Source organism: Rhodococcus sp. NCIMB 12038, from assembly GCF_002165735.1.
GTDB lineage: Bacteria > Actinomycetota > Actinomycetes > Mycobacteriales > Mycobacteriaceae > Rhodococcus_F.
On record NZ_NHML01000032.1, the window covers coordinates 46,736 to 73,267 of the forward strand.

General features: G+C 67.3%; 23 protein-coding genes. 6 read left to right on the forward strand and 17 right to left on the reverse strand.

The window, feature by feature from the left end:
* Positions 1-58 precede the first annotated feature (58 nt).
* The gene (locus tag CA951_RS34315) at positions 59-994 is read left to right on the forward strand and encodes a methionyl-tRNA formyltransferase (RefSeq protein ID WP_087561114.1); all 936 of its coding nucleotides are present in this window, start codon (positions 59-61) and stop codon (positions 992-994) included.
* Positions 995-1,054: 60 nt separating this feature from the next.
* Here CA951_RS34315 and CA951_RS34320 read toward each other — a convergent pair whose 3' ends face one another.
* Together CA951_RS34320 and CA951_RS34325 are read right to left on the reverse strand one after the other, a co-directional pair.
* Positions 1,055-2,803 carry an ABC transporter ATP-binding protein gene (locus CA951_RS34320; RefSeq protein ID WP_087561115.1) on the reverse strand — a complete coding sequence of 583 codons (1,749 nt, stop codon included), beginning with the start codon at positions 2,801-2,803 and terminating at the stop codon, positions 1,055-1,057.
* A complete protein-coding gene (locus CA951_RS34325; RefSeq protein WP_087561116.1) occupies positions 2,800-4,530 on the reverse strand; it encodes an ABC transporter ATP-binding protein in 1,731 nt (576 codons plus the stop codon). Before CA951_RS34325 ends, CA951_RS34320 begins: the two co-directional genes overlap by 4 nt.
* Before the next feature lie 166 nt (positions 4,531-4,696).
* Here CA951_RS34325 and CA951_RS43635 point away from each other — a divergent pair, with 166 nt between their 5' ends.
* Together CA951_RS43635 and CA951_RS34330 are read left to right on the forward strand one after the other, a co-directional pair.
* Positions 4,697-4,870, forward strand: coding sequence for a hypothetical protein (locus CA951_RS43635; RefSeq protein WP_005244525.1), 174 nt, complete (start codon positions 4,697-4,699; stop codon positions 4,868-4,870).
* A 33-nt stretch (positions 4,871-4,903) separates the two neighbouring features.
* Entirely contained in the window at positions 4,904-6,451 is a 1,548-nt protein-coding gene (locus CA951_RS34330; protein WP_087561117.1) for a trehalose-6-phosphate synthase, read from the forward strand.
* Here CA951_RS34330 and CA951_RS34335 read toward each other — a convergent pair.
* The 13 genes from CA951_RS34335 to CA951_RS34395 form a co-directional block, all read right to left on the reverse strand.
* Positions 6,421-7,431, reverse strand: coding sequence for an NAD-dependent epimerase/dehydratase family protein (locus CA951_RS34335; RefSeq protein ID WP_087561118.1), 1,011 nt, complete (start codon positions 7,429-7,431; stop codon positions 6,421-6,423). The two genes, CA951_RS34330 and CA951_RS34335, sit on opposite strands and share 31 nt — an antisense overlap.
* Positions 7,432-7,605: 174 nt before the next feature.
* On the reverse strand, positions 7,606-8,124 hold the full coding sequence (locus CA951_RS34340; RefSeq protein ID WP_087561119.1) for a h domain protein: 519 nt from the start codon (positions 8,122-8,124) through the stop codon (positions 7,606-7,608).
* Positions 8,121-8,867: a hypothetical protein gene (locus CA951_RS34345; protein WP_087561120.1), complete on the reverse strand. Its 747-nt coding sequence runs from the start codon at positions 8,865-8,867 to the stop codon at positions 8,121-8,123. Before CA951_RS34345 ends, CA951_RS34340 begins: the two co-directional genes overlap by 4 nt.
* Complete coding sequence (locus CA951_RS34350; protein WP_087561121.1) at positions 8,864-10,273, reverse strand: MCE family protein; 1,410 nt, start codon at positions 10,271-10,273, stop codon at positions 8,864-8,866. Before CA951_RS34350 ends, CA951_RS34345 begins: the two co-directional genes overlap by 4 nt.
* A complete protein-coding gene (locus CA951_RS34355) occupies positions 10,270-11,499 on the reverse strand; it encodes an MCE family protein (protein ID WP_087561122.1) in 1,230 nt (409 codons plus the stop codon). The genes CA951_RS34350 and CA951_RS34355 overlap by 4 nt, the downstream gene beginning before the upstream one ends.
* Positions 11,496-12,788: an MCE family protein gene (locus CA951_RS34360; protein WP_087561123.1), complete on the reverse strand. Its 1,293-nt coding sequence runs from the start codon at positions 12,786-12,788 to the stop codon at positions 11,496-11,498. The genes CA951_RS34355 and CA951_RS34360 overlap by 4 nt, the downstream gene beginning before the upstream one ends.
* On the reverse strand, positions 12,785-13,840 hold the full coding sequence (locus tag CA951_RS34365; RefSeq protein ID WP_087561124.1) for an MCE family protein: 1,056 nt from the start codon (positions 13,838-13,840) through the stop codon (positions 12,785-12,787). The genes CA951_RS34360 and CA951_RS34365 overlap by 4 nt, the downstream gene beginning before the upstream one ends.
* A 2-nt stretch (positions 13,841-13,842) precedes the next feature.
* Positions 13,843-14,865: an MCE family protein gene (locus CA951_RS34370; RefSeq protein WP_087561125.1), complete on the reverse strand. Its 1,023-nt coding sequence runs from the start codon at positions 14,863-14,865 to the stop codon at positions 13,843-13,845.
* Positions 14,862-16,037, reverse strand: a complete 1,176-nt coding sequence (locus tag CA951_RS34375; RefSeq protein ID WP_087561126.1) for an MCE family protein — start codon at positions 16,035-16,037, stop codon at positions 14,862-14,864. Before CA951_RS34375 ends, CA951_RS34370 begins: the two co-directional genes overlap by 4 nt.
* A 12-nt stretch (positions 16,038-16,049) precedes the next feature.
* Positions 16,050-16,901, reverse strand: a complete 852-nt coding sequence (locus CA951_RS34380) for an ABC transporter permease (protein ID WP_087561127.1) — start codon at positions 16,899-16,901, stop codon at positions 16,050-16,052.
* A 20-nt stretch (positions 16,902-16,921) separates the two neighbouring features.
* Positions 16,922-17,686: an ABC transporter permease gene (locus tag CA951_RS34385; protein WP_087561128.1), complete on the reverse strand. Its 765-nt coding sequence runs from the start codon at positions 17,684-17,686 to the stop codon at positions 16,922-16,924.
* Between the two features lie 577 nt (positions 17,687-18,263).
* The gene (locus CA951_RS34390) at positions 18,264-19,181 is read right to left on the reverse strand and encodes a 3-oxoacyl-ACP reductase (RefSeq protein WP_087561129.1); all 918 of its coding nucleotides are present in this window, start codon (positions 19,179-19,181) and stop codon (positions 18,264-18,266) included.
* Between the two features lie 104 nt (positions 19,182-19,285).
* The gene (locus CA951_RS34395; protein WP_072947890.1) at positions 19,286-19,477 is read right to left on the reverse strand and encodes a ferredoxin; all 192 of its coding nucleotides are present in this window, start codon (positions 19,475-19,477) and stop codon (positions 19,286-19,288) included.
* 247 nt (positions 19,478-19,724) lie between these two features.
* Here CA951_RS34395 and CA951_RS34400 point away from each other — a divergent pair, with 247 nt between their 5' ends.
* The 3 genes from CA951_RS34400 to CA951_RS34410 are packed head-to-tail and all read left to right on the forward strand — an operon-like array spanning position 19,725 to position 23,651.
* Complete coding sequence (locus CA951_RS34400) at positions 19,725-20,936, forward strand: acyl-CoA dehydrogenase family protein (RefSeq protein WP_087561130.1); 1,212 nt, start codon at positions 19,725-19,727, stop codon at positions 20,934-20,936.
* Between the two features lie 10 nt (positions 20,937-20,946).
* Positions 20,947-22,068: an acyl-CoA dehydrogenase family protein gene (locus tag CA951_RS34405; protein WP_087561131.1), complete on the forward strand. Its 1,122-nt coding sequence runs from the start codon at positions 20,947-20,949 to the stop codon at positions 22,066-22,068.
* On the forward strand, positions 22,065-23,651 hold the full coding sequence (locus CA951_RS34410; RefSeq protein ID WP_087561132.1) for a long-chain-fatty-acid--CoA ligase: 1,587 nt from the start codon (positions 22,065-22,067) through the stop codon (positions 23,649-23,651). Before CA951_RS34405 ends, CA951_RS34410 begins: the two co-directional genes overlap by 4 nt.
* 19 nt (positions 23,652-23,670) lie before the next feature.
* Here CA951_RS34410 and CA951_RS34415 read toward each other — a convergent pair whose 3' ends face one another.
* Positions 23,671-24,786 carry a nitronate monooxygenase family protein gene (locus tag CA951_RS34415; RefSeq protein WP_087561133.1) on the reverse strand — a complete coding sequence of 372 codons (1,116 nt, stop codon included), beginning with the start codon at positions 24,784-24,786 and terminating at the stop codon, positions 23,671-23,673.
* The gene (locus CA951_RS34420) at positions 24,787-26,454 is read right to left on the reverse strand and encodes an acyl-CoA synthetase (protein WP_087561134.1); all 1,668 of its coding nucleotides are present in this window, start codon (positions 26,452-26,454) and stop codon (positions 24,787-24,789) included.
* Positions 26,455-26,532: the final 78 nt, after the last annotated feature.

Genomic DNA, 26,532 nt, shown 5'->3' on the forward strand with positions numbered 1-26,532 from the left:
TGGCTTTGCTGCCGCTCGAAAGCGGCGCTGACCGACAAGCTCGTCCAGGAGGACCGCGTTGAGAGTCGCCACACTCGGATATCAAACCTGGGGTCACCGTACCCTGCAGGCCCTGCTCCAGTCCGACCATGAGGTCGTCCTCGCGATCACCCACCCCAAGAGCGATCACGTCTACGAACAGATGTGGGCGGACTCCGTCGCCGACCTGGCCACCGCGCACGGCGTGCCCGTGCACATCGCCACCAAGCCGGACGAGGACTTCAAGGCCGCGCTGAAGGAAGCCGACCCGGACATCGTCGTCGCCAACAACTGGCGCACGTGGCTGCCACGGGACGTCTTCGATTCTCCCCGCTACGGCACCCTCAATATTCACGATTCGCTCCTGCCCAAGTACACAGGATTCTCCCCGCTCATCTGGGCGCTCATCAACGGTGAGGAAGAAGTAGGCCTCACCGCGCACCTGATGGACGAGGAACTCGACGCCGGCGACATCGTTTTGCAGAGGTCGACGCCGGTCGGGCCGACGGACACCGTCACCGATCTGTTCCACCGCACCGTCGACATGATCGGCCCGATCACGCTCGACGCGCTCGCACTGATCGAGTCCGGTCGCACGGACTGGACGCCACAGGACCGTTCGCAGGCCACGTTCTTCCACAAGCGTGCCCCCGAGGACAGCCTCATCGACTGGACGTGGCCCGCCGAGGCCATCGAACGCCTCGTCCGCGCCCAGTCCGACCCGTACCCGAATGCCTTCACCCATTTCAAGGGTCAGCGTGTCCGGGTTCTGAAGGCCGCCGTATCCGAAGGAAATTACGGAGGCACGCCCGGGCGTGTCTTCATCCACGAAGGCGACGGAATGGTCATCGTCGCCGGACCCGACGCCCGCACCGGACAGAACAAGGGCCTCAAGATCCAGCGCGTCCGCCTCGACGACGGCACCGAACTCGCCGGGACCGACTTCTTCCCCCACGGCGGCGGCTACCTCAGCTGACGCCCGTGCGCCTTTCCGGTTGCTCCGACTACCAGAAAGGCGCACGAGGCGCGGAGCGCCCTACCGCCCCTCCCACGCCGACCACAGCTCGGCGTAGCGCCCGCCGGCCGCGACGAGCCGGGTGTGCGGACCTTCCTCGACGATCCGTCCGTGTTCCAGGACGACCACCCGATCGGCGGCAGCCGCCTGCGTCAGCCGGTGGGCCACCACCAGCGTCGTGCGACCGCGGGTCGCGGCCTCGGCCGACGACTCGAGTTCCCGTGCACCCGCGCTGCCCGCCTCGGCCGTCGCCTCGTCCAGGATCGCGACCGCCGGGTTCGCGAGGACGAGTCGGGCCAGAGCCAGTTGCTGCGCCTGGGCGGCGGTCAACTCGTGTCCGCCCTCCCCGACCACGGTCTGGACGCCGTCGTCCAGAGCGGTCACCCAGCCGTCGGCGCCGACGGCCTTCAACGCCATCGCCGCGTCCTCCTCGGACGCGTCGGGTGCCGCGAGCCGCAGGTCGTCGATCAGCGGTCCGGCGAACACGTGGACTTCCTGGCTGACGATGGCGACCCGGCGACGGAGGCCCCCCGGCTCGAGGTCCTCCAGCGCGGTTCCGCCGATCCGCACCGACCCGGCCGTGGGGACGATCGACCCGGCCGCGATCGCCGCGACCGTCGTCTTGCCCGCCCCGGTCGAGCCGACGAGGGCGACGCGTTCACCGGATTTCACGTGCAGGCTGATGCCGTGCACCACTTCGTGGCTGCCGTCGTAGGTGTGGCGGATGCCGTCGAGTTCGAGCGTCGCGTCCGTGTTCTCCCCGGCGGCGGCGGTCCCGGCGGAGGTTTCGTCGTCGAGGTCGACGACACCGACGAGCCGCGCCAGGCTCGCACCGGCCGACTGGACCTCGTCGAACGTGTACATCAGCATGCCGATCGGATTGAACAACCGGTGGAAGAGCAGCGCCGCGGTCGTGGTCTGGCCGACGGTGACGATGTCCGCGTTCACCAGGGCGAACCCGGCGGCGAGGATGGTGGCCAGCCCAACGAACTCGGCCCGGTTGCCCCGTCCCGCGAACCGGGTGAACAGCGCGAAGACGCCGACGGACAGGTCGCGGGCCTTCTCCGACGCACCGTTGATCTGGTCGAGGTGGCTGTCTTCCAGGCCGTAGGCGCGCACCGTCCGCGCACCCTGCATGCTGCTGATCAGGGCCTGCGAACGCTCTCCCATCGCGACGCGTTCGGCGGCGTACACCGGCGCGGACCGCGGCAGGTACCAGCGCATCGCCAGCGCGTACATCGGCAGCGCCACCATGCCCGCGAGCCCGAGCCGCCAGTCGATGCCGAGCATCGTGACCATGCTCAGCACCACCAGCAGGACCGCGGTGACGAGGTTGGGGACGACGTCGGTGACGGCCTTGCCGATCACCGCGACGTCGTCGCCGACGCGCGACAGCAGGTCGCCCTTGCCGACGCGTTCGACCGTCTGGATCGGCAGCCGGAGCGCCCGGTCGACGGTGCGCTCGCGCAGGTCCGCCAGGATTCCCTCGCCGAGACTGCGGATCAGGTACGACGCGAACCCGGCGCACAGTCCGCCGACCACTGCGGCGGACGCGATCACCGCGACCACCCAGCCGATGGTGGACGGCGGCGCACCGTCCTGGACGCGGTCGACGAGGACACCGAAGACGTAGACGGGGACCAGTGCCATACCGGCCGCGACGGCCGCCACCAGCAGGGTGAACACGCTTCGGCCGCGGCGTCGTCCCAGCTCGGACCTCAGCCACACCCAGGTGTCGCGCGCGTTCGCGATGGGAAGCAGTTCACTCATCGCAGGACCGCCTGACGGTAGTTCGCGTTCTCGGTGGCCAGTTGCGAGTGGGTGCCCTCGCCGGCCACCGTTCCGTCGTCGAGCACGACGACGCGGTCGGTGACGGACAGCAGCGCGGGGCTGCTCGTGATGAGGATCGTGGTCTGACGGTTCACGACCGTCGGAGACGTCGGATTCAACGCAGCCGTGCGGTGCCGCAGGTCCGCGATTCCGCCCGCGATCGTGTGTTCGGTGACGGCGTCCACCGCCGTCGTCGGATCGTGCAGCACCATCACCGGCGACTGCGCCACCAGTGCTCGCGCCAGGGCGACGCGCTGTCGTTGACCGCCGGACAGCGAGGACCCTCGGTCGGCAACCTCGTGGTCGAGCCCCTCGGGGTGGGCGTCGACGACGTCGACCGCCGCGGACGCGGACAGCGCCGCGTGCACCTCGGACGCCGTGGCGCCGGGCCGGCCCGCGGTCACGTTCGATGCGACGGTCCCGGAGAACAGGTCGCCGTTGTGGGGTTCGACGAGCAGCGTCCGGCGGGCGTGCGAAAGATCCGCGTCCGACAGCCGCACCCCGCCCACCGTCAGTTCGCCGTCGTAGCGGTCGGGCGGCACCTGCCCGGACAGCAGCGCGGCCAGCGCCTCGGCATCCTGCGGGCGGTACGCGACGACGCCGAGCAATTCGCCGGGGGTGACCCGCAGGTCCAGTCCGTTCAGGGACCGGTAGGACACGCCGGTGAGACTGAGTTCGCTGCCGTCGAGTGTCCGGCCCGCGCCCGCGGGCAGCAGGGGTTCCGCGTCCAGGACGAGTGCGAGACGGTCCGCCGACGCGCGGGCGAGGGCGAGGAACCCGGGCAGGCCGGCGAGAACACCGAGCGGTTCGATGAAGAACTGGGACAGTCCGACGACGGTGATCAGCTCGCCGATGGTGATGCGGCCCTCGAGCGCGAACCAGCCGGCGAAACCCGCGACCCCGACGGCGAGAAGGGCGCTGACGGTCATCGACACCCCGGCGAACACGGCGGAACTCTTCGCCGTGTGCAGCGTGGCGCCGAGCGCGTCGCGGCTGGCCGCGCGATACCGGCGCGACGCCGACACCTCGGCGCCGATCCCGCGCAGCGGCCGGAGCCCGCTCACGAGGTCGGTGGCCATCGCGGACGCCCGCGCGACCGCCGCCTGCTGGTCGGTGGCGCGGCGGGTGATCAGCGGCGCGGCGAGTTGGAGAAGTCCGAGGATGACGGGGGTACCGATCAGGACGGCGAGGCCGAGGGGCACGTCGATCAGCAGCAGGGCGATCGCGGATCCGATCGCCGCGGTGAGGGCCGCGGCGGCGCGCGGGGTGATGTCCGCGATCCACGCCGCGCGGTCGGCGTCCGTCGTCGACACGGACAGCAGTTCACCGGCGCGCAGGTCGCTGCGCACTCCCCGCGGGGCGAGGATGCGGTGCGCGACATCCATCCGGAGCTGGTGGGCCTCGTTCTGCATCGCCACGACGATGAAACGCGCCCCGTAGCGCCAGGCCGCGGTGAGCACCAGGAACAGCAGTGCGAGGGCGCACAGCCACACCGCGAGCGCGAACACGTCGCCGGTCGCGACGGCCCGGTCGACGATCACACCGATCGAGATCGGGACCAGCGTCTCGGCTACCTGATGCAGGCAGACGAGTACGGTGCCGATCCCCAGCCGTCTCCGATTCCGCACCAGGGTGCGACGCAGAATTGCGGTGCCACCAGTCTTCACGCGCGTAACTCCCAACGCCGACGCTTCCCCACCCACCACAAAGTAAGCAGACCCTAACTAGATGGACCCTAATCGATGGGCAACTAGCGTTGACATGCCCGGTTCTCATAGAGTCGCCGATACGAACTACTGCGCGTGACGCAGCAGCAAGCCCGAGAGGACAAAGATGGCCGCGAAGACGACCGCCGAAAACGACATCGCGGACGAGGATCTCGAACCCCTAGCCGACGAGACCGCCCGCCAGGCGCAGCGCGTTGTCGCTGCATACGCCGAAGATGCCGACGAGTGCAGGATGCTGCTCTCCATGCTCGGAATCGGACCCACCACCAAGCTCGACTGATAATTTCATCCACTTCGACCGCGAAGGAAGCCCGTGGCTGCCAGTTCGGAATCGTCAGCATCGTCATCACGCTCGACTTCTGATCCGGTTTCCGGGCAAGCCGACTTCGTCGTCGTCGCGAACCGGCTCCCCGTCGACCTCGAACGCCTTCCGGACGGCACCACCCGCTGGAAGCGCAGCCCCGGTGGCCTCGTCACCGCGCTCGAGCCGATCCTGCGCCGCAACAAGGGCGCATGGGTCGGCTGGGCGGGGGTCCCGGATGCCGAGCTCGATCCCGTCGTCGAGGACGATCTCGAGCTGTACCCCGTTCCGCTGAGCGCCGCGGAGATCGCCGACTACTACGAGGGCTTCTCCAACGCCACGCTGTGGCCGCTGTACCACGACGTCATCGTCAAACCCGAGTACAACCGCGCCTGGTGGAACGCGTACGTCGAGGTCAACCGGCGTTTCGCGGAGGCCACGTCGAAGGCTGCCGCACAGGGCGCCACCGTGTGGATCCAGGACTACCAGCTGCAGCTCGTCCCGAAGATGCTGCGCATGCTCCGCCCCGACCTCACCATCGGGTTCTTCCTGCACATTCCGTTCCCGCCGGTGGAACTGTTCATGCAGATGCCGTGGCGCACCGAGATCATCGAGGGCCTGCTCGGCGCCGACCTGATCGGGTTCCACCTCCCCGGCGGCGCCCAGAACTTCCTCTACCTGGCCCGCAAACTCGCCGGCCAGCAGACGTCCCGCGGCAACGTGGGCGTCCGTTCCAAGCTGGGCGTCGTGCAGGTGGGTTTCCGCACGGTCCGCGTCGGCGCGTTCCCGATCTCCATCGACTCGGGGCAGCTCGACGAGCAGTCCCGGTCCAAGTCCATCCGGGACCGCGCCAGGAAGATCCGCAAGGAACTGGGCAATCCCAAACACATCATGCTCGGCGTCGACCGCCTCGATTACACGAAGGGCATCGACGTCCGCCTCGCCGCGTTGCACGAACTGCTCGACGAGAAGCGCGTCGACCCCGCCGACACCGTGCTCGTGCAACTCGCGACCCCCAGCCGTGAACGCGTGGAGAGCTATGTCCACATGCGCGGCGAAATCGAGCAGTCGGTGTCGCGGATCAACGGCGAGTACGGCGAGGTCGGCAGGCCCGTCGTGCACTACATCCACCGGCCGATCCCCCGCGACGAACTGATCGCGTTCTTCGTCGCCGCCGACGTGATGCTGGTGACGCCGCTACGGGACGGCATGAACCTGGTAGCCAAGGAGTACGTGGCGTGCCGGAGTGATCTCGGCGGCGCGCTGCTGCTCAGCGAGTTCACCGGTGCGGCCGCCGAACTGCGCCAGGCGTTCCTGTGCAATCCGCACGATCTCGACAGCGTCAAGGACGCGATGGCGCAGGCCCTGAACCAGCCGAAGGAGGACGGCCGACGCCACATGCGGGCCCTGCGCAGGCAGGTCCTCGCACACGACGTCGACCGGTGGGCCCGGTCCTTCCTCGACGCCCTCGCGCACGGCGGCGCCGCGGGCCCCGCACTGATCGCTCCCGCCGAGGCGTCCGAGTCCGACTACACCGAGGACGCCACCGCGGACAACTGACCTCCCCGGGTCAGCTGACCGGACGTCACCAGGAAGGCGACGAAGTCGCGGATCGTCTCGTCGGCGGGCCGCGGGGCGTAACCGAGTTCGGACCGCGCCTTGCCGCCGTCGACGACCGGCGCCGCGAGCAGCGCCGACATCGCCGACCGCGACAGCACGTCCGACCCGAACCGGGTTCCGATCGGTTCGGCGATCGGCAGCACGCGTTCGATGACACTGAGCGGGAACGAGTACAGCGGCCCCCGACGGCCCGCCGTACGCGCTGCCCTCCTCACGACATCATGCATGCCGAGCATGTGCCCCGAGATCAGGTAGTTCTCACCGGTCCGACCCTTCTCGCCTGCGGCGATCAGTCCGGCGGCGACGTCGCGGACGTCGACGAAGTCGAACCCGCCCTGCACCGCCGCGGGCACCCGGCCGCGAGCGGCGTTGCGCAGCAACGCGTTCACCCGCGACAGTCCGTAGTCGGCGGGCCCGTACACCCCGGTGGGGTTGCAGATCACCGCGTCGAGGCCGGCGTCGACCACTGCGCGGAGTTCGATCTCGCCCGCCCATTTCGACCGGTCGTACACGGGGATCGACGCGTCGACGGACCGCGGCGAGTGCTCGTCGAGCGTTCCGCCGCAACTGCTCTGGTCGAAGGAGTGCACGGAACTGCAGTGCACCATCCGCCGAACTCCCACCGCGAGAGCGGCTTCGGCGACGGTACGAACGCCCTTGGTGTTGACGGTCCACGCCAGGTCGTCCTTCTGGGCGAGGGTGATCATCGCGACCAGGTGGTAGACCACCTCGGCGCCCTCCAGCGCCCGCTTCATGGATTCGACGTCGAGTACGTCGGCGTTCACCCACGTGACCCCGAATTCGGGTGCGTACCGGGAACGCACGCGGTCGATGGCGGTGACCTCGTGCCCTGCCGCGACCAACAGATTGAGCAGATTGTTGCCCACGAATCCCGCGGCGCCGGTTACTGCAACCTTCATCGACGACTCCCTGTTCGGTTGTGGCCGTGCGACACAGCGTCGTGCGTCGACTCTCGGCCAGGAGACCCCGACACTACTAGAACTTGTTTCATTTTGCGAAGGGTGTGGCTTCGCCCCGTGAGTACTTATTAACGTCGGGCGGTTGATAAGTACTCACGGGCGGCGGAGCCGCAGCTACACCGGGGTCAGCTGATCGACGAGCCAGCGGTCGTCGACCTTCTGCAACGAAACCCGCACCCGGCTGCCCGACGTTCGGGCGTCCGGGGCGTCGGCGCTCGTCGTCGTCTGGTTCAGGTACAGCAGAACCACCGCCTCGTCGGGTGTGGTGGATACCGGCGCCGCGGCCTGCACCGACACCTGCACGGTGAGTTGCTTCTCCTTGGCGCCCGGTGCGATGGTTCCCTGCACGAGCGTGGTGTAGTCGTCACGGAACGAACCGGTGAGTCCGTCTGCGGCAGCAGCCAACTGGTTGTCGACGTCGGCGAAGTCGTACGCCAGCATCGCGACGGCCTGCTTGCCCGCGGCGTCGACGGCGTCGATGCGCGCCTGCTCGGACAGTTGATCCTGCCGGTGGCCGTACCAGAGGAAGCCCACCCCGACGGCGAGCGCGACCACCACGACCGCGGCCGCGATCTTCAGCGCTACGCCCTTGGTGAGTGCGAACTTTCGCTTGCCTTCGTTGTTGTCGCTCATGGCACGAACTCCACCTTCGATGCGGTCAACTTGCCGTCGACGTCGCTGATCGTCACCCGCATCCGGAAGTCGCGCGGTGACGGTTCCGGTTGTTCCTTGCTGCTCACCATCGTCCGCGCGGCCACCAGGACGTTCGCCGAGATCGACGTCTCGGTCCCGTTCTCGACGCCGGCCTCGATGACCTCGCCCTCGGTGGTCACGTTCGCGTCCTGCACGACACCGACGAACGGATCCTCCCGGCCCTGGAACTCTTCGAGGAACTGCCCGGACGCGCCGGCGATGATCCGGTCGACGTCGGCCTTCGCGGTCTCGGGATGGATGGTCGTCAGGTTGAGCACCGTCTGCCGGGCCGTGTCGACGAAGGCTTGACGGCGGTCGTCCCGTTCGCGTGCGGACCGCTGGTCGAGCAGCAGGACCACCGCCGCGGCGATCAGTGCGACGATCACCACCGCCGTAACACCCCACGCGAGCAACGACTTCAGTGGCCGACCCTGATTCGCTGCCTCGATGGGCGGTGTCTCGGACGCGGGGGACGCGGACTTCGTCGTGGAGACCTTCTCGGCCTCGGGCGCGGCCTGCGCGCCCGCCGGCTTGGCGAGGACCACCGGCTTCGGGGCCTCGGTCTCCCCCACCGGTGGGCCGGCGTGCCGGACGGCCCGGCGCCTCGTCCGGTCAGTCGATGCGGGCGTCTGCTGCGCCTGATCCGCGGAGTCGGTCACACGTTCGTCTGTTCCGGAACTCAAATCTGCTGACCTGTCATCATCGTCTGCCACGTCGAGTCCTTTCCCTGCACCGCCAGATCCGGTTGGGTGTACGTCTTTCCATCCGAACCAATGAAGCTACCGGTGGCCGGGTCGTAGGGCACGGCCGCGACCGGTGCACCCGCGGAGCCTTCGTAGGAACTCGGAACGGCTGTGTACGAGGGTACATCCGGCGGCATGATCGGCCCGTACGGCGGGTTGTTGCCCGACGCCTCCCAGCCCTCGCGGCACGCCTCGACCGTCGGTGCGCGACGTCCGGGGAACTCCATGCACGGCAGGTTCCGCGCACCGCGCACGACGGACGGGTCGTCCGGAGCGGCCTTGCAGTACAGGTCGTTCGGTGTCGCGATCGGGTCGGTCTGATCTCCCGACCGGCGTTGGTCCGGGGGCAGGAATCCCGTCGTGCACGCCGGGGGGTCGTGCAGTTGCAGGGCGAAGTCGACGATCGCGCCGTCCTCCACGGGCCCGCCCGTCGCCGCCGTCACGAGCGCCGCGGTCAGCGGCGGGTAGATGACCAGAACCTGCTCGATGCTCTTGTTGTAGATGACCCCGACCTGGCCGACGCTCACCAGATTCCGCAGCAGGATCGGCAGCGTCGGCTGCAGGTCCTGAAACAGCTGGGTGGTCTCCTGCGCCGCGCCGGGCCCCTTCTCCAGCACCGACCGCAGGCTCGGGTCGCTCGCCCGCAACTGGTCGGTGAACGTCACGAGGTCCTGGGTCCAGGAGCGGATGGCGTCGCTGCTGACGGTCTGGGTGTCGAGCAGCGGGCCGACCTGGTCGATCAGGGCCTTCGTCGCGTCGCTGTTCGCGTCGGCCTCCTCGACGAACAGGCGGGCCGAGTCGATGAGCCGCTGCAGGTCGGGACCGGATCCGTTGAACGCCGTGAACGCCTCGTCGATCACCGTCTGCAGCCTGGTGTCCGAAATGCTGGCGAGCAGTTCGTCGGCCTGGTCGAGCATCTCGCCGACGTCCTGCGGGATGGTGGCCCGATCCTCCGGGATCACGTCGCCGTCCGCGAGGTACGGGCCGTCGGCGGCGCCTTCCCGCGGAATCAGGTCGACGTACTGCTCGCCGACCGCCGACACGCTCTTGACGGCCGCGTCGACGTCGGCCGGGATCTTGTAGTCGCTGTCGAGCGACATCTTCGCCTCCACACCCTCGCCGGTGAGCGTCACGTTCTCGACGACACCGATGTTGGTGCCGCGGTACGCGACATTGGCGTGGGAGTAGAGCCCGCCGGTGGACGGCAGTCGGACGCTCACCTCATACCGTCCGACGCCGAACAGCACCGGCACCTTGATGTACTGGATCGACATCACGACGAGCCCGATGACGGTGAGGATCGAGAAGATGATCAGCTGAATGCGAACGAATCTCGTCATTCTCATGGTGTCGGAGCCCCTCCCAGTTGCGGCGGAAGGCCCGGTATCTGCGGCAGTCCGGGTATCTGCGGGAGCCCCGGAATCACCGGCGGTGCGGGTGCCGGTTTCGGGGCCGGCTGCAGTGGCGCCTGCAGCGGGTCGCCCGACTGTCCGGCCACCCCGGCGAGCGATCCCACGGCGCCCTCGACACCGCCGAGCGATCCGCCGAGACCGGTTCCGGTGAGGAAGTTGCTGTCGACGCGTTCGTTGGTCAGGTCGATCGTCATCATGAGGTTCGCGTAGTCGCCCTGAATCGCCTTGTCCATCGTCTTCATCGGGAAGGGGTACGTGAGCATCAGGGTCAGCACCTCGGTCAGCGCGCTCCCCGAGTTGGCGAGTTCACGCAGCACCGGGGTGAGGTTGCGCAGGTTCGCCTTCAGGTCCTCGCCGCTGCTCTCGACGAGACGGGTGGCGGTGTCACTGAGCTTGCCCACCTCGACCAGTGCGGTGGTGAGATTCTGCCGTTGGGTGACGAGCACTTCCAGTGCCGGTGGGATGCCGTCCAGCGCCGCGTCCAGGGTAGCCTTCTGCTCGTTGACGGTGCCCGACAACCGGTCGAGCCCCTCCATCGCACCGATGATGTCGCCGCGCTGTTGGTCGAGGCTCGTGACGAGCTGATCGAGTTGCGGAAGGAGGTCGCGGATCGAGTCCTCCCGTCCGCCGAGTGCGGCGTTGAGTTCCTGGGTGATGTCGCGGATCTGGGCGATGCCGCCGCCGTTGAGCACCACCGACAGCGAAGACAGCGTCTGCTCGGTGGTCGGGTAGGCGCCCGCCCGCTCGATGGGGATCACGTCGCCGTTCTCGAGTGTGCCTTCGGGCTCGACGTCGGTCGGCGGAGCCAACTCGAGGTGCTGCGAACCGAGGAGGCTGGTCTGACCGATCTTGGCCGTCGCGTTGGCGGGCAACTGGACGTCGCCGTTGATCGACACGGTGACCAGGGCGTGCCAGTCCTGCACCTCGATCCCCGTCACCGAACCCACCGTCACGTCGTTCACCCGGACGGGCGAATTCTGCGACAGCGTCGTCACATTGGGCATCTGGATCTCCACGGTGTAGGCGTCGTCGCCCTGCCCCTCGGTGCCCGGTAGGGGAAGCGAGTTCAGCCCTTCCCACTCGCATCCGGTCAGGGTCAGCGTCAGGGCGATCGCCACCGCGGCGAGGCCGCCGCGACGCATCCGTGCGTGCTTCGTCATCGCCCACCTCCCGGCTGCAGCAGATCGTTCAGGTCCCGGGGCACGTCCACCGTCGGCATCCCGGCGAGGGTGCCGGTCACCGGGGGCGCGGACCGGGGCGGCACGGAGGCTTCGAGACTCGGCGGGCTGTACTCGATCTGATCCGGGAACGCATTCACTCCCGTGGTCGGGTTGGTGAGGACGGGCAGATAGTTCATCGTCAGCGAGTTCAGGACCGGCGACAAGTACTGGGTGCACAGGTCCGCACTGCGATTCGCCTCGTTGGCCTGCAGGCTCTGGATAGCACCGCACATGAAGTTCACGGGGTTCGCGAGGTTCGCAAACGCGACCGCACCGACCAGTGACCCCTGCGCCGGCTTGTAGATGTTGCTGAAGTTCGCCAGGGCGGTGGGCGCCACGTGGAGCACCTGCTCGATCTGTGGCCGCTTGTCGGCGAGCACCTGGGTGGCGTCCGCCAGGCGGCCGACCTGTTCGCTGAGGGCGGCGCGGTTCTCCACCAGGAACCGGTTGACGTCGCCGAGCGCCAGGTCGAGGTCGTTCAGGGCGGTTCCGAGTTCGTCGGAGTTGGTGGCGAGCATGTTCGACACCGACGCGAGCCGGCCCTCGAACTGGACGATCTGCTCATTGCTCGACGACAGCGCCGCAACGAACGTCTGCAGGTTGCGGATGGTCGAGAACAGGTCGGTGCGGCCGTCGGACAGGGTCCGCATGGTCTCCGACAATTCCCGCAGCGTGTCGCGCAGCGACTGGCCGTTGCCGTCGAGATTGGCGGCGGCGGTGTCGATGAAGGTGCCCAGCGAGCCCTGCGGGTCGGCGCCCTGCGGTCCGAGCGCCTCCGACAGCTTGTTCAGCTCGGTCTTGATCTCGTCCCACTCCACCGGGACGGCGGTGCGCTCCACCGGGATGCTCGCGCCGTCGTCCATCGTCGGCCCGCCCGCGTACACGGGTGTCAGCTGGACGAACCGTCCCGACACCAGGCTGGGTGCGACGATGACGGCCTTCGCGTCGGCCGGAATCTCGACGCTCTTGTTCACGTTCATCGTCACGCGCGCGAAGTCGGCGCCGGGCTCGATCGAATCGATCGTCCCCACCTTCACGCCGAGGACGCGGACGTCGTCACCCGAGTACAGCCCGGTGGTCGCCGGGAAGTACGCGGTGATCGTGTTCTGGAACAGCTTGGGCACGAACATCACTGCGGCACCGACGATCAGCACGACCACGACCGCGGCGATGCCGACGCGGATCAGCCACTTCTTCCGCGTGTTGGTGATTTCCGGGTTCGTCGTCATCGCGGCGGTTCCCTCAGCTCGATGGACGGACCCGTTTGCAGGTAGGCCTGGAGGTCGTTGGGCAGATGCTCCGGCCACGTCACCGCATCGTTAAGCCCCTGTAACAGGTTGCCGATGCCGATGTTGTAGACGTACGCCATGAAGAACGGGCCGCTACCCACCGACTCGCCGAGCTGAGTGGCGTACGGCGCGAGGCCGTCGAGAGCCTGCGAGATGTTGTCCTTGTTGCGCTGCAGGACGTCGACCACCGAGTTCAGCTTGTCGAGCGTCGGTTTCATCTGCTCCTCGTTGTCCTGGACCAGTCCGGTGAGCTGCCGGGACACCTCGGAGATGTTCACGATCAGTTGGCTGATCGCAGTGCGGCGACGGTCGAGCTCACCGAACAGCTGGTTTCCGTCGACGATCAGCGAGTTGATCTGCCCGCTGCGCTCGGCGAGGATTCCGGTCACGTTCTCGGCCCGCGAGAGCAGCTGTCGCAGGCTCTCGTCCCGCGAGTTGATGCTCTCCGACAACCGGGTCAGGCCGTCCAGCGCGGTGCGCAGTTCGGGCGGTGTGTTCTCGAGTGCACCGGACATCGCGTTCAACGCGTTGTTGACCTGGTCGGTGTCGAGTTCGGAGACGGTGGTCGACAGATCGCCGAGCGCGTCGTTGAGGGAGTACGGAGAGTTGGTGCGCTCCAACGGAATAGTCGACCCTACCCGCATCGTGTCGTGCCCGAGCGGGGTGACGGCCAGCGACTTGCGCCCGAGAACGGTGTTGGTCTTGATGTTCGCCTCGGTGGCGTCGCCGAGAGCGATGCCGTCCTCGATGGTGAACGTGACGAGCACGTTCTGATCGTCGAGTTCCACCTCGGCGACCTTCCCGACGTCGACCCCGGCGAGGGTCACCGTGTCGCCGGTCATCAGCCCACCCGCGTCCTCGAAGTAGGCGGAGTACTGCGTGCCGCCCGAAAGGAATTGCAGCTGATCGTATTGCAGGGTCGCGATCACGATCATGCTCGCGACGGCGACACCGATGAGTCCCACCTGTACGGGATTGCGTTCACTCTTCATGGCTACGGTGCACACCTCCCTGCCGTCTGACCGCCCGGCATGTTGAGGAGCAGATCCGATCCGTCCGGGCCGGAGAACTTGAACTTGACCGTGCAGACGTACATCTGGAAGAAGCTGCCGTACGTGCCGATGCGGATGAGCCTGCGGTACGCGTCGGGCAGATTCTGCAGCACCCAGTCGAGGTCGTCCTCGCCCGCCTGGAGTTGCGTCGCGGTGCGGTTGGCCTCGGCGATCGTGCTCTGCAGCGGCGGCCGCGCACCTTCGAGCAGATTTGCGAGATCGCCGGTCGCCCCGGCGATGCGGGGAATGGCGTCACCGATCTGGTCGCGGTCCTGGGAGAGCCCGCTCACGAGCTGCTGCAACTGGTCGAGCGTCGACCGGAACTGGTCGCCGCGGTCGTTGATGGTGCCGAGCACCTGGTTCAGGTTCGTGATCACCTCGCCGATCAGCTGGTCCCGGTCGGCGAGCGTGTTCGTGAACGAACTCGTGCTGCCGAGGAGTGAGACGAGCGTGCCGCCCTGCCCCTGGAACACCTGGACCAGCGCCTGCGACAGATCGTTGACCTGCTGCGGGTCCAGTGCCCGGAGCAGCGGCTTGAACCCGCCCAGCAGGAGGTCGAGATCGAGTGCGGGAGAGGTGTTCTCGACGGGGATCGAGCCGCCGTCCAGGAGCGGTTCGACCGATCCGGCGCCCTCGAGGAGCTCCATGTACCGGTCGCCGACGAGGTTTTCGTACCGCACCGTGGCCTTGGTCCCGTCGAACAGGGAGTACTTGGTGTCGACGGTGAAGTCGACGTCGGCGAGGTTGTCGTCGTCGATGCCCACCTTCTCGACGGCGCCGACGGGAACGCCGGCGATGCGGACCTTGTCGCCGGGCTTGAGCCCGGACACGTCGGTGAACGTGGCGTGGTAGCCGTCGGAGCTGCTGAAACGGTACTGGCTGAACACCAGGGCGAGCCCGGCGAAGATCACCGACATCACCGTCGCGAAGATCAGCAGTTTGACCGTGGTCGCTCGCACAGTCACTGCCCACCCTGCTGGGGGTATACGCCCGCGAACAACAGCTGGAACACCTTCGGCAGATGCACTTGGACTTCCGTCGACGGGACGAACGGCACGGTGCCGGTGTCGGCCACGACGAAGTTCGCGTGCTTGCTGAGATCGGGGTTGGGAAGACCGTGGCAGTTCGGCCCACCTGTCGCGTTCACTTTCGGCAGGTCCTTCGGATAGGTGTACGGCTCCTGCCCGTACATGAAGCTGGCGCTCAGCGCGATTCCCGGCTGATTCCCGCCGATCAGCTGTTCGGCGAGGGGGATCACGTTGTTGAGGCCGACGATGAAGCAGGAGATCTCGGGCGAGTACTCGGCCAGCAGATCCGTCGTCGGCAGCAGCAGGCTCAGCGCGGAGTCCAGGTTCTGCTCGTTCTCGGTCAGGACGGTGTTCGCCGTGTCGGCGAGCCCGGTGACGTTGAGCAGAACGGCGTCCAGGTTGTCCTGTTCGTCGACGACAGTGCCGCTGGTGGCCGTCGCGTTGTCGAGCACCCGCAGCAGGTCGGGTGCGGTGTCGGCGTACACGTCGGTGACCTGCGCCGCCTTCGCCAGATCTTCCTGCAGCTGAGGCAGGCTCGGGTTCATCTTCGCCAGGTAGCTGTCGCCCTGCTCGAGCAGCGCGCCGAGTTCGTCACCCCGCCCGTGCAGCGCCGAGGAGATGGCACCGAGGGTGGCGTTGAGCTTCTCCGGCTGCACCTTCGCCAACACGTCGGACAGGTGCTGGAAGACCGTGTTGAACTCGACGGTGACGTTGTCGGACGCGATGACCGCCCCGGACTGGAGATGGGTGGACGACGGGTTCTCCGGCATCACGAAGTTGACGTACTTGGCGCCGAACACGGTGGTGGACTTGATCTCCACCGTCGCGTTCGACGGGATCAGCGACATCATGTCGGGGTACATGTCCAGTTTCAGCTCGGCACCGTCGGTCACGTGTTCGATGGAGCCGACGCGGCCGACCTGGACACCGAGGAGCTTGACCTTGGCGTCGGGTTCCATCACCAGCCCGGAGCGATCCGACGTCACGGTGACGGGCGTGGACTCGTCGAACGTGCCGTTGAACATGGCCAGTGACACACCGATGATCGCGAGAAGACTCACCACGAGGACGAGTGCCGCGAGCTTCTTCTTCCCACCCGAATCAGTCATCTACCGGCACTCCTATCCCGAAAGGTTGAAGTTGCCGGACCCGCCGTAGATGGCGAGCGAGATGAGCAGGGTGACGGTGACGACGGCGATCAGCGAGGAGCGCACCGCGTTGCCGACGGCCACACCGACACCGACCGGTCCGCCCGAGGCGTTGAAGCCGTAGTAGGTGTGGATGAGCATGATCGCGATCGCCATGACGATGGCCTGGGCGAACGACCACAGGATGTCCGTGGGTATCAGGAACGTCGAGAAGTAGTGGTCGTAGACGCCGGACGACTGGTCGTACAGCACGACGGTCGCGAACCGGCTCGCCATGAAGGACGCGATCACCGCCAGGGCGTACAGCGGGATGATCGCGATCATGCCCGCCATCACGCGGGTGCTGACCAGGTACGGGATCGAGGGGATCGCCATCGTCTCGAGCGCGTCGATCTCCTCCGACACGCGCATCGCACCGAGTTGAGCGGTGGAGCCGGCGCCGATGGTGGCCGCCAGCCCGATACCCGCGATGACCGGCGCCGCGATGCGCACGTTGATGAACGCCGCGAAGAAGCCGGTGAGTGCCTCGACGCCGATGTTGCCGAGCGAGCTGTACCCCTGCACCGCGATGGTGCCGCCGGTGAACAGCGTCAGGAAGCCGACGATGACGACCGTTCCGCCGATCACCGCGAGCGCACCGGTGCCCATGCTGATCTCGGCGATCAGCCGCAGCGTCTCCTTCGGGTAGTGCATCAGGGCGCGGGGCGCCGAGCCGATGGCCCGTGCGAAGAACAGCGCCTGCTCACCGAGCCGGTCGATCGAACGGGACGCCGACGCGAACCGTCTGCGAGTTCGGGGAAAGCGCCCGGCCGCCGCTAGTGCCATCTACTCCACCACCAAGTCGATCACCCTGCCGTCAGTTTGATGCCGACGGCGGTGACGAGAACGTTGACCACGAACAGGGCCATGAACGAGAACACGACGGTCTGGTTGACGGCGTCACCGACGCTCTTCGCGCCACCCTTGACGTTCAGGCCGAGGTAGGCGGCGACGAGGCCGGCGATCATGCCGAACAGACCGGCTTTGACTTCCGAGATCACGAGCTCCCCGAAACCGGTGAGCAGTGTGATGCCGTTGACGAACGCACCCGGGTTGACGTCCTGGATGTAGACCGAGAAGACGAAACCGCCGAGGATGCCGATGGTGCAGACCAGCCCGTTGAGCAGGAGCGCCACGATGGTCGAGGCCAGCACACGCGGCACGACCAGGCGGTGGATGGGATTGATGCCCAGCACCCGCATCGCGTCGATCTCTTCGCGGATGGTGCGGGCGGAGAGGTCTGCGCAGATGGCGGTGGCACCCGCACCCGCGACGATCAGCACGGTGACAATGGGGCCGACCTGGGTGACGGTGCCGAGAGCGGCGCCCGCGCCACTGAGGTCTGCGGCGCCGATCTCGCGCAGGAGGATGTTGATCGTGAAGCTCACCAGCACCGTGAACGGGATGGCCACCAGCACGGTGGGCACCATCGAGACCCGGGCGACGAACCACGCCTGGTCGACGAACTCACGACGCTGGAAGGGCCTCGAAAAGACTGCCCTCAACGTTTCGCCCGACATCGTGAAGAACCCGCCGACCGCACGCAACGGCACCTCGAGGAGGTCTACCATCCGTCCTCCTCGTCCATGATCTCGCCCAGCACCGACTGTCAGTTCGAGCCCAGCCCCCCATCGGTCTGTGACTCAGGTCATATTAACTAGAACGTGTTCACCTGTCAAAGGTGGTCGCTCATCAGCAAGAATCGTCCCACATTCAGCACACTCCGAGGGTCGGAATTCGACCGAAAATCCGGGCGTGCCGCCCATCGATCGGACCCGGCAGTTCGTGCCGGCCGAAAGCCGGGAGCAGTGACGCTAAGATGTTATAGCACAAGAACTTTGAGTGAATATCATCACGTATGGATGGGCGTGGGAATTGCCTTCGAGCCCCGAATCCGGCGGTCGCGTTCGCCCACTGGGCGGCGGCTCGCCGAAGTCGCGCGGGCAAGGGGGATCGAACCGGTCGACGACGGAAAACTAGAACACGATCTAGTCAAATCCGGCACGCGTTCCACAACCTCTCCACCGTCACCCGGCCCCGCTCCGCAGCTGTTCAGTTACGTTCAGTATCGCCCATCGCGGACGCATTACCTGCGGAAACGATACGCAAACACGCTTCGTGTCGATTCTTCGCCCCGCTGGACGCGCATCAGCCCAGTTCGCGTAGCGCCGCGGAGGCCGAGAACATCGCGGCCGGATCCCGGTCCTCGAAGTACGTCCCGAGTTCCGCGGCGAGCGCATCGGGTGTCCAGCGGCCGTCCGCGGCATCAAAGCGCCGCTCCACGACCGGTGCCGCCATCAGCGCCACCATCGGTCCGTAGACGACGAAGACCTGACCGTTCACGGAGTCGGCGGCGGGCGATGCGAGGTAGGCGACCAGCGCGGCCACGTGCTCGGGCGACAACGGATCGACCCCCTCGGCGGGGGCCTCCCCGAAGACGTTCTCCGTCATCGACGTGCGGGCCCGAGGGCAGATCGCGTTGGCCCGGACGCCGTACCGGGAGAGGCCCCGGGCGGCGGACAGCATCAGCGCGGTGATGCCCGCCTTGGCGGCGCCGTAGTTCGCCTGCCCCTCGGGGCCGAGCAGTCCCGCCTCGGACGAGGTGTTGACGATGCGCCCGTACACGGGCGCGCCCGCCTCCTTCGACCTGCCCCGCCAGTACGACGCGGCGGAGCGGCACAGCAAGAAGTGGCCGCGCAGATGAACTTTCAGCACCAGATCCCAGTCCTCGTCGGACATGTTGAACAGCATGCGATCCCGCGTGATGCCCGCATTGTTCACCAGGATGTCGAGGCTGCCGAGCCGGCTCTGCGCCGCCTCCATGATCGCGTCGGCGGTGGACCGTTCCCCGATATCCCCTGCCACGAACTCGACCTTGGCGCCCAGGCCCCGGATTTCTTCCAGGGTTGCCTCGACGGCCTCGTTCGCGACCAGATCGTTGACGACGACGGACGCACCCGCGCGGGCCAGTGCGATCGCCTCGAACTTCCCGAGGCCGGATCCGGCACCGGTCACGACGGCGACCTTGCCGTCCAAGGTCACTTCGCGGTCAGCCGCAGCATTCATGAACACGCTCTCCTGGTTCTGTGCGCTCGCCGCAGGTCGTGAACCACGGCGCGGCGGTAGGTCGACGTCACTGTAGAACGTGTTCTCATTCCGGGCAACAATCCTCAGGGGTGCTCCGTGAGCGCGGCCCTCGGACACTGGGCGATCGCCGTACGCACGTCTTCCTCCCGGTCAGCGGGAGGAACGGCACTCGTGATGTGCAGCTGATCGTCGTCGTCGAGCTCGAAGATGTCGGGTGCGATCCCCACGCACACACCATTGGCCTCGCAACGGTCGAAATCGACTCTGACCTCCATGGCAACCCTCACTTCTTCTCGTTTCGTCACTCGCGGATCCGGGTGCGGCCGGGCTGTGGCGCACGCCGTTCCTGCGATAACACTAGAACCTGTTCCAGTCGTGTGCAATGATTCGTTCCACGACTGCGGGCACGCCTACCGGGCACGCTCCGGGGCCGGCCCGAGCCGACCCCGCCGATGCACCGCAGAGACTGGAACCTGTGCCAGATTTCAGCTGATTTCGCTCTCGGACCGGAGAGGTATTTCGATGCACATCACGTACACACCGCAGCAGCAACAGCTGCGGGAAGAGCTGCGCGCGTACTTCGCGAAGCTGATGACGCCGGAGCGTCGAGAGGCACTGGCCGCCACCACCGGCGAATACGGCGAGGGCAACGTCTACCGCGACGTCGTCGCCCAGATGGGCAGGGACGGCTGGCTGACACTCGGGTGGCCCAAGGAGTACGGCGGCCAGGAACGATCCGCCATGGAACAGCTGATCTTCACCGACGAGGCGGCCATCGCGGGCGCCCCCGTCCCCTTCCTCACCATCAACTCGGTGGCGCCGACGATCATGCATTTCGGCACCCCCGAGCAGAAATCGTTCTTCCTTCCCAGGATCTCGGCCGGCGAACTGCACTTCTCCATCGGCTACTCCGAGCCCGAAGCGGGCACCGACCTCGCCAGCCTCCGCACCACCGCCGTCAAGGACGGCGACGACTACGTCATCAACGGCCAGAAGATGTGGACGAGTCTGATCGCGTACGCCGACTACGTGTGGCTGGCGTGCCGCACCGACCCCGACGCGAAGAAGCACAAGGGCATCAGCATGCTGATCGTCCCGACCACCGCCGAAGGCTTCTCGTACACCCCCGTCCACACGATGGCGGGACCGGACACCAGCGCCACCTACTACCAGGACGTCCGGGTGCCCTCGTCCGCGCTCGTCGGCCCCGAACACGGCGGCTGGGCGCTGATCACCAACCAGCTCAACCACGAACGCGTCGCCCTGACGTCCGCCGGGCCGGTCCTCACCGCCCAGCGAGAGGTGCGCGAATGGGCGCAGAACACCAAGCTGCCGGACGGCCGCCGCGTCATCGACCAGGAGTGGGTGCAGATCAATCTCGCCCGCGTCCACGCGAAGGCCGAGTACCTCAAGTTGATGAACTGGGAGATCGCCTCCTCCACCGGGGCGAGCGAAGCGACGGGGGATGATTCAGCGCACGCTCCCGGCCCGGAGGCGGCGTCGGCTAACAAGGTGTACGGCACGGAGTTCGCCACGGAGGCGTACCGGCTGCTGATGGAGATCCTCGGACCGTCCGCCACGCTGCGGCAGAACTCCCCCGGCGTCCTGCTGCGGGGGCGGCTCGAGCGGATGCACCGGTCGTCGCTGATCCTCACGTTCGGCGGCGGAACCAACGAGGTGCAGCGCGACATCATCGCCATGACCGCCCTCGGCCTGCCCCCCGCGAAGCGTTAGGACTACCACCATGGACTTCACTCCCACCGAGGCCCAGCAGGATCTTGCCGGGCTCACCCGAGGAATCGTCTCGGATCTCGTCACCAACGACCGGCTGCGCGAACTCGACGCGGCGGAGGACCGTCTCGATCGCCGGCTGTGGTCCGCGCTCGCGTCGTCGGACGTCCTCAGTGCCGCGCTGCCGGAATCGGTGGGCGGCGACGGTTTCGGCGTCCTCGAGCAGTGCAGCATCCTCGTCGAACTGGGCCGTGCCGTGGCGGCGGTCCCCTACCTGTCGTCGATCGTGATGGCGGCCGGGGCGCTCGCGCAGTATGGAAACGAACAGCAGCGCTCCGACTGGGGCACTCCGGCAGCGAGAGGCGAGAAGATCCTCACGGTGGCGCTCGACGAGGAACTGGGCGACAACCCGGCTACGCCCACGACCCGTGCCGAACCCGGCGCGGACGGCTGGACCCTCGACGGCACCAAGATCGTGGTCGACGCGGCACCGTCCGCCGATCTCTTCCTGGTCCCGGCAACCACCCCGGACGGGGTCGCGGTCTTCCTCGTCCGCCCGGACGACGCTGGGGTGACCGTCACCCGCCAGCAGACCGTCGACCTGGCCAGCGTCGGTGAGGTGACCCTCCGCGGAGTGTCGCTGACCGGGGACCGCATTCTCGGCAGCGTCGAGCAGGGCCGCGAGATCGTCGACTGGATCGTCGAGCGCGGCACGCTCGGCGCGTGCGCGTACCAGTACGGCGTCCTCGACGAATCGTTGAAACTCACCGCGGCCTACGCCCGGGAGCGGGTGCAGTTCGGCAGGCCCATCGGCAGCTTCCAGGCCGTGGCCCAGCGACTCGCCGACGGCTACATCGACGTGAAGGGCGTCCGGCTCACACTGTGGCAGGCGGCGTGGCGGCTCAGCGAGGGACTGCCCAGCGAAGGCGACGTCCAGACCGCCAACTTCTGGGCGTCCGACGCCGGACACCGGGTGTCCCACACCCTCGTCCACGTCCACGGCGGCGTCGGACTCGACGAAGACCACCCCGTGCACCGCTACTTCCTCGCCGCCAAGGCGCTCGAGTTCCGGCTCGGTTCGGCCACGCAGCAGTTGCGGGTCCTCGGCGCCGAACTGGCCACTGTCCCGGCATGACCGTCACGCTTGCCCGGACCGTGTCGGACCTGCTGCTCGGTGTCGCGGATTCCGGCGCGCAGGGCCTGTACTTCGAGGACCGGTTCGTGTCGTGGTCCGAACATGTGCGGGCGAGCCTGCGCCGCGCCGCGATTCTCGACGACCTCCTCGACGCGCAACGGCCCCGGCACTTCGGGGTTCTGATGGACAACGTCCCCGAGTTCTCCCTCCTCGCCGGGGCGGCGGCGCTGTCCGGCGCCGTGCTCGTGGGACTCAACACCACTCGGCGCGGGGAGGCGCTGGCCCGCGACATCGCGCTGGCCGACTGCCAGGTGGTTTTCACCGAATCCGGCCGGTCCGCCCTGCTGGACGGTGTCGACGCCGGTGTTCCCGTCGTCGACGTGGATTCACCGGCATGGTCCGATCTGCTCGCCGGGGAACGCCCCGACTGCACGCCGAGGGCCGCCGCGCCCGAAGACCTGTTCATGCTCATCTTCACGTCGGGCACGAGCGGCGACCCGAAGGCGGTGCGGTGCACGCACGCGAAGATCACCGGACCCGGCGTCATGCTCGCCGAGCGGTTCGCGCTGTCCCCGGACGACGTCGTGTACATGTCGATGCCCATGTTCCATTCGAATGCCATGATGGCGGCGTGGTCCGTGGCGCTCGCGGGACACAGCTCGATTGCGTTGCGGCGCAAGTTCTCCGCGTCGAACTTCCTGTCCGACGTGCGGAGGTTCGGCGTCACGTACGCCAATTACGTCGGAAAGCCGCTGTCGTATGTGCTGGCGACTCCCGAAATGCCCGACGACGCCGACAACACCCTGCGGGTGATGTACGGCAACGAGGGGTCCGCGCCCGCGGTCGCAGCGTTCGCGCGTCGGTTCGGCACCGCGGTGATCGACGGGTTCGGCTCCACCGAGGGCGGCATCGCCATCTCCTCGGCACCCGGGACGCCGGCGGGTTCTCTGGGCAGGCTCCCCGACGGTGTCGCGGTCCTCGATCCCGACACCGGTGATCCTTGCCCGCCTGCCGAATTCGATACGGCCGGCCGGGTCGTCAACGCCGAGGCCGCGACGGGTGAACTCGTCAATGTCGCGGGGTCGGGGGCGTTCGCGGGCTACTACAAGAACCCCGAGGCCGATGCCGAGCGGATCCGCGACGGAAAGTACTGGAGCGGCGACCTCGCCTACCGGGACGCCGACGGATTCGTCTACTTCGCGGGCCGCAGTTCCGGGTGGCTGCGTGTCGACGGCGAGAACCTCGGTTCGGCCCCCATCGAACGCATCCTCCTGCGATACGACGGCTTCGCCCAGGTGACGGTGTACGGGGTGCCCGACGTCGAGGTCGGGGACCGGGTGATGGCGGCCGTCATACCGACCCGGGATTTCGATCCTGTGGCGTTCGCGGACTTCCTCGACGCACAATCCGATCTGGGTCCGAAGCAGCGCCCGACTCTGATCCGGGTGTGCGCGGAGTTCCCGCGGACGGCCACGTTCAAGGTGCTCACCCGCGTGCTGAGCGCCGAGGCCACGCAGTGCACCGATCCGGTGTGGGTCCTCGCCGGAGACCGCTACTCCCAGGTGAGTGGCACGGTGTGCTGACGCACACCGTGCCACTCACCTACCGGAAGCTGTCGAGGCGCGAGACCGCCGAGTCGAAGCCCTTGACCAGTTCGTCCATCACCTCGGCCACCGGCCGGATCTCGTTCATCCGCCCGACGATCTGCCCTACCGGCATCGCCACGACGTCCGGGTTCTCGGACGCCGCGATCCGCTGATGCGCCTCGCTGACCAGCAGGTTCTGCAGCGGCATCGGCAGCGGCGCGGGCGCGTCCGGCTTCGACCAGGCGTCGGTCCACTTGGTCTTGAGCAGGCGCGCGGGTTTGCCCGAGTAGATCCGGGACCGCACCGTGTCCGCCGACGTCGCCCCGAGGAGAGCGCGCTGGATCGCGGACGGGCCCTCCGCCGACGCGCTGCCGAGTTTGTACTCGGACGTGGTGAGCCAGTACGACCCCATCCACACCCCCGACGCTCCCAGCGACAGCGCCGCGGCCACCTGGCGTCCGCTGCCGATACCACCGGCCGCAAGGACGGCGGTGGAATCACCGATGGCATCGACGATCTCGGGAACCAGCACCATCGACGCGATCTCACCGGTGTGCCCACCCGCCTCGTACCCCTGCGCGATGACGATGTCGACACCGTTCGCGACGTGCCTGCGAGCGTGCTCCACGGCGCCGGCCAGCGCGGCCACTGGAACACCCTTCTCGTGGGCCTGGTCGATGACGTCTTTCGGGGGTGAACCGAGGGCGTTGGCGATCAACGCAATTCGATGATTCAGAGCAACGTCCACGTGCGACCGCGCCACCGAATGCAGCCAGCCGAGCACGCCCGTCGCGTGTTCGGCACCCGAATCCAGCGGCGGCACCCCCAGTTCGGACAACGTCCGGTCGACGAACGCGCGGTGTTCCGCCGGGATCAGCGACTCCAGGTCCACCGACGTGCCCTCGGTGGGCACCTTCGCGGGCATCACGATGTCGACGCCGTACGGCTTGCCGTCGGTGTTCTCGTCCATCCACGACAGGACGGACTCGAGTTCCTCCGGATCGTTGAACCGGACGCAGCCGAGCACTCCCAGGCCGCCGGCCCGGGAGATCGCCGCCGCCACGTGTTCGGACGGCGTGAACCCGAACACCGGGTACTCGATGCCGAACTTCTCGCTCAAACTCGTATGCATTTACGCGCCCCGACTTTCCATGGTTGTGCTTTCGGGCGAACCGTTGCCGTTGTGGTCGTCGGCCGGCCGGGTCTCGGTCTGTTCCTTCGCCCAGCGGTAGTCGGGTTTGCCCGCCGGCGAGCGCTTGATCTCGTCGACGAACCAGAGACTGCGCGGAACCTTGTATCCCGCGATCTCCTTGCGTGCCGCGTCGGCAATCTCGTGCAGACTCGGGCGCGTCGCACCGCGGGTCTGGATGACGGCGGCCACCCGCTGGCCGAAGCGTTCGTCGGGGATGCCGACCACCAGGGCGTCGAAGACGTCGGGATGCGATTTGAGTGCGCCCTCGACCTCCTCGGGGAAGATCTTCTCGCCGCCACTGTTGATGGATACCGAACCGCGGCCGAGCATCGTCACCGTTCCGTCCGCCTCCACCTGCGCGAAGTCGCCGGGAATGGAGTAGCGGATGCCGTTGATCTCCTTGAACGTGGCCTTGGTCTTCTCTTCGTCCTTGTAGTAGCCGATCGGGATGTGCCCCTTGCGCGCCAGGATGCCGACGACGCCGGAGCCGGGCTCCACCGGGTTGCCGTCCTCGCCGAGGACGGAGGTGGACGCGTCGATCTTCACCGTCGGGCCGCCACCGTGCGAGTCGCCCTTCGCGACCACACTGAGGCCGCCGAACCCGGTCTCGGACGAACCGATGGAGTCGGTGATCATCCGGTTGGGCAGCAGTTCGAGGTACTTCTCCTTGATGCTGGGCGAGAAGAGCGCCGCCGAACTCGCCATCAGGAACAGCGACGACAGGTCGTAGGGTTCGCCGCTCGCCTCGTTGCCTTCCACCAGTGCGTCGAGCATCGGGCGCGCCATCGCGTCGCCGGTGATGAAGATGAGGTTGACCTTGTGCTGATCGACGATCCGCCACACGTCGTGGCCGTCGAATTCGGGGTGCATGACACACTTTCCGCCGCCGAACAGACTCTGGAACACCGCCCACTGACTGCCGCCGTGGATCATCGGCGGGATCGGAAAACGGGTCATGCCGGGGCTTTCCGCGCCCAGCTTCGCGAGATCCCACTCGTCCTCGACGTATTCACCGGTCATGAAGTTGATGCCGCCACCGAGCACCCGCCAGACGTCCTCGTGACGCCACATGACGCCCTTCGGCTTTCCGGTGGTGCCACCGGTGTAGAGCATGTACAGGTCGTCGTTGCTGCGCTCGCCGAAGTCGCGGTCGGGGGAACCCTGCGCCAGCGCGGCCTCGTATTCGACACCCTCGTAGTCGAGATCGGTGCCGTCCTCGACCACGACGGTGGTCTTCAGGAGCGGCGTCTCGGGGAGCACGTTCGCCACCTTGTCGGAGTACCGGCGTTCGTGAACGAGCGCGACCATGTCTGAATTGTCGAAGATGTATTGCAACTCGTTCTCGATGTAGCGGTAGTTGACGTTCACCATCACCGCACGGATCTTGAAGACCGCCACCATGGCCTCGATGGCCTCGATGCGGTTCCGGCAGTAGATGCCCACCTTGTCACCGGGCCGGACACCCTGTTCGCGCAGGTAGTGGCCGAGGCGATTGGCCCTCTCCTCCATCTGCGCGTACGTCACTTCCCGGTCGTCGGACACCAACGCGACGCGGTCCGGAACGAGGTCGATTGCGTGCTCTACGAGGTCTGCGATATTAAGGGCCACGTCAACAAAGTAGAACGTGTTACCGTTTCTGGCAAGACCTAATTTGAGAGCCAGCTCACACACCCTTCGGGAGACTTC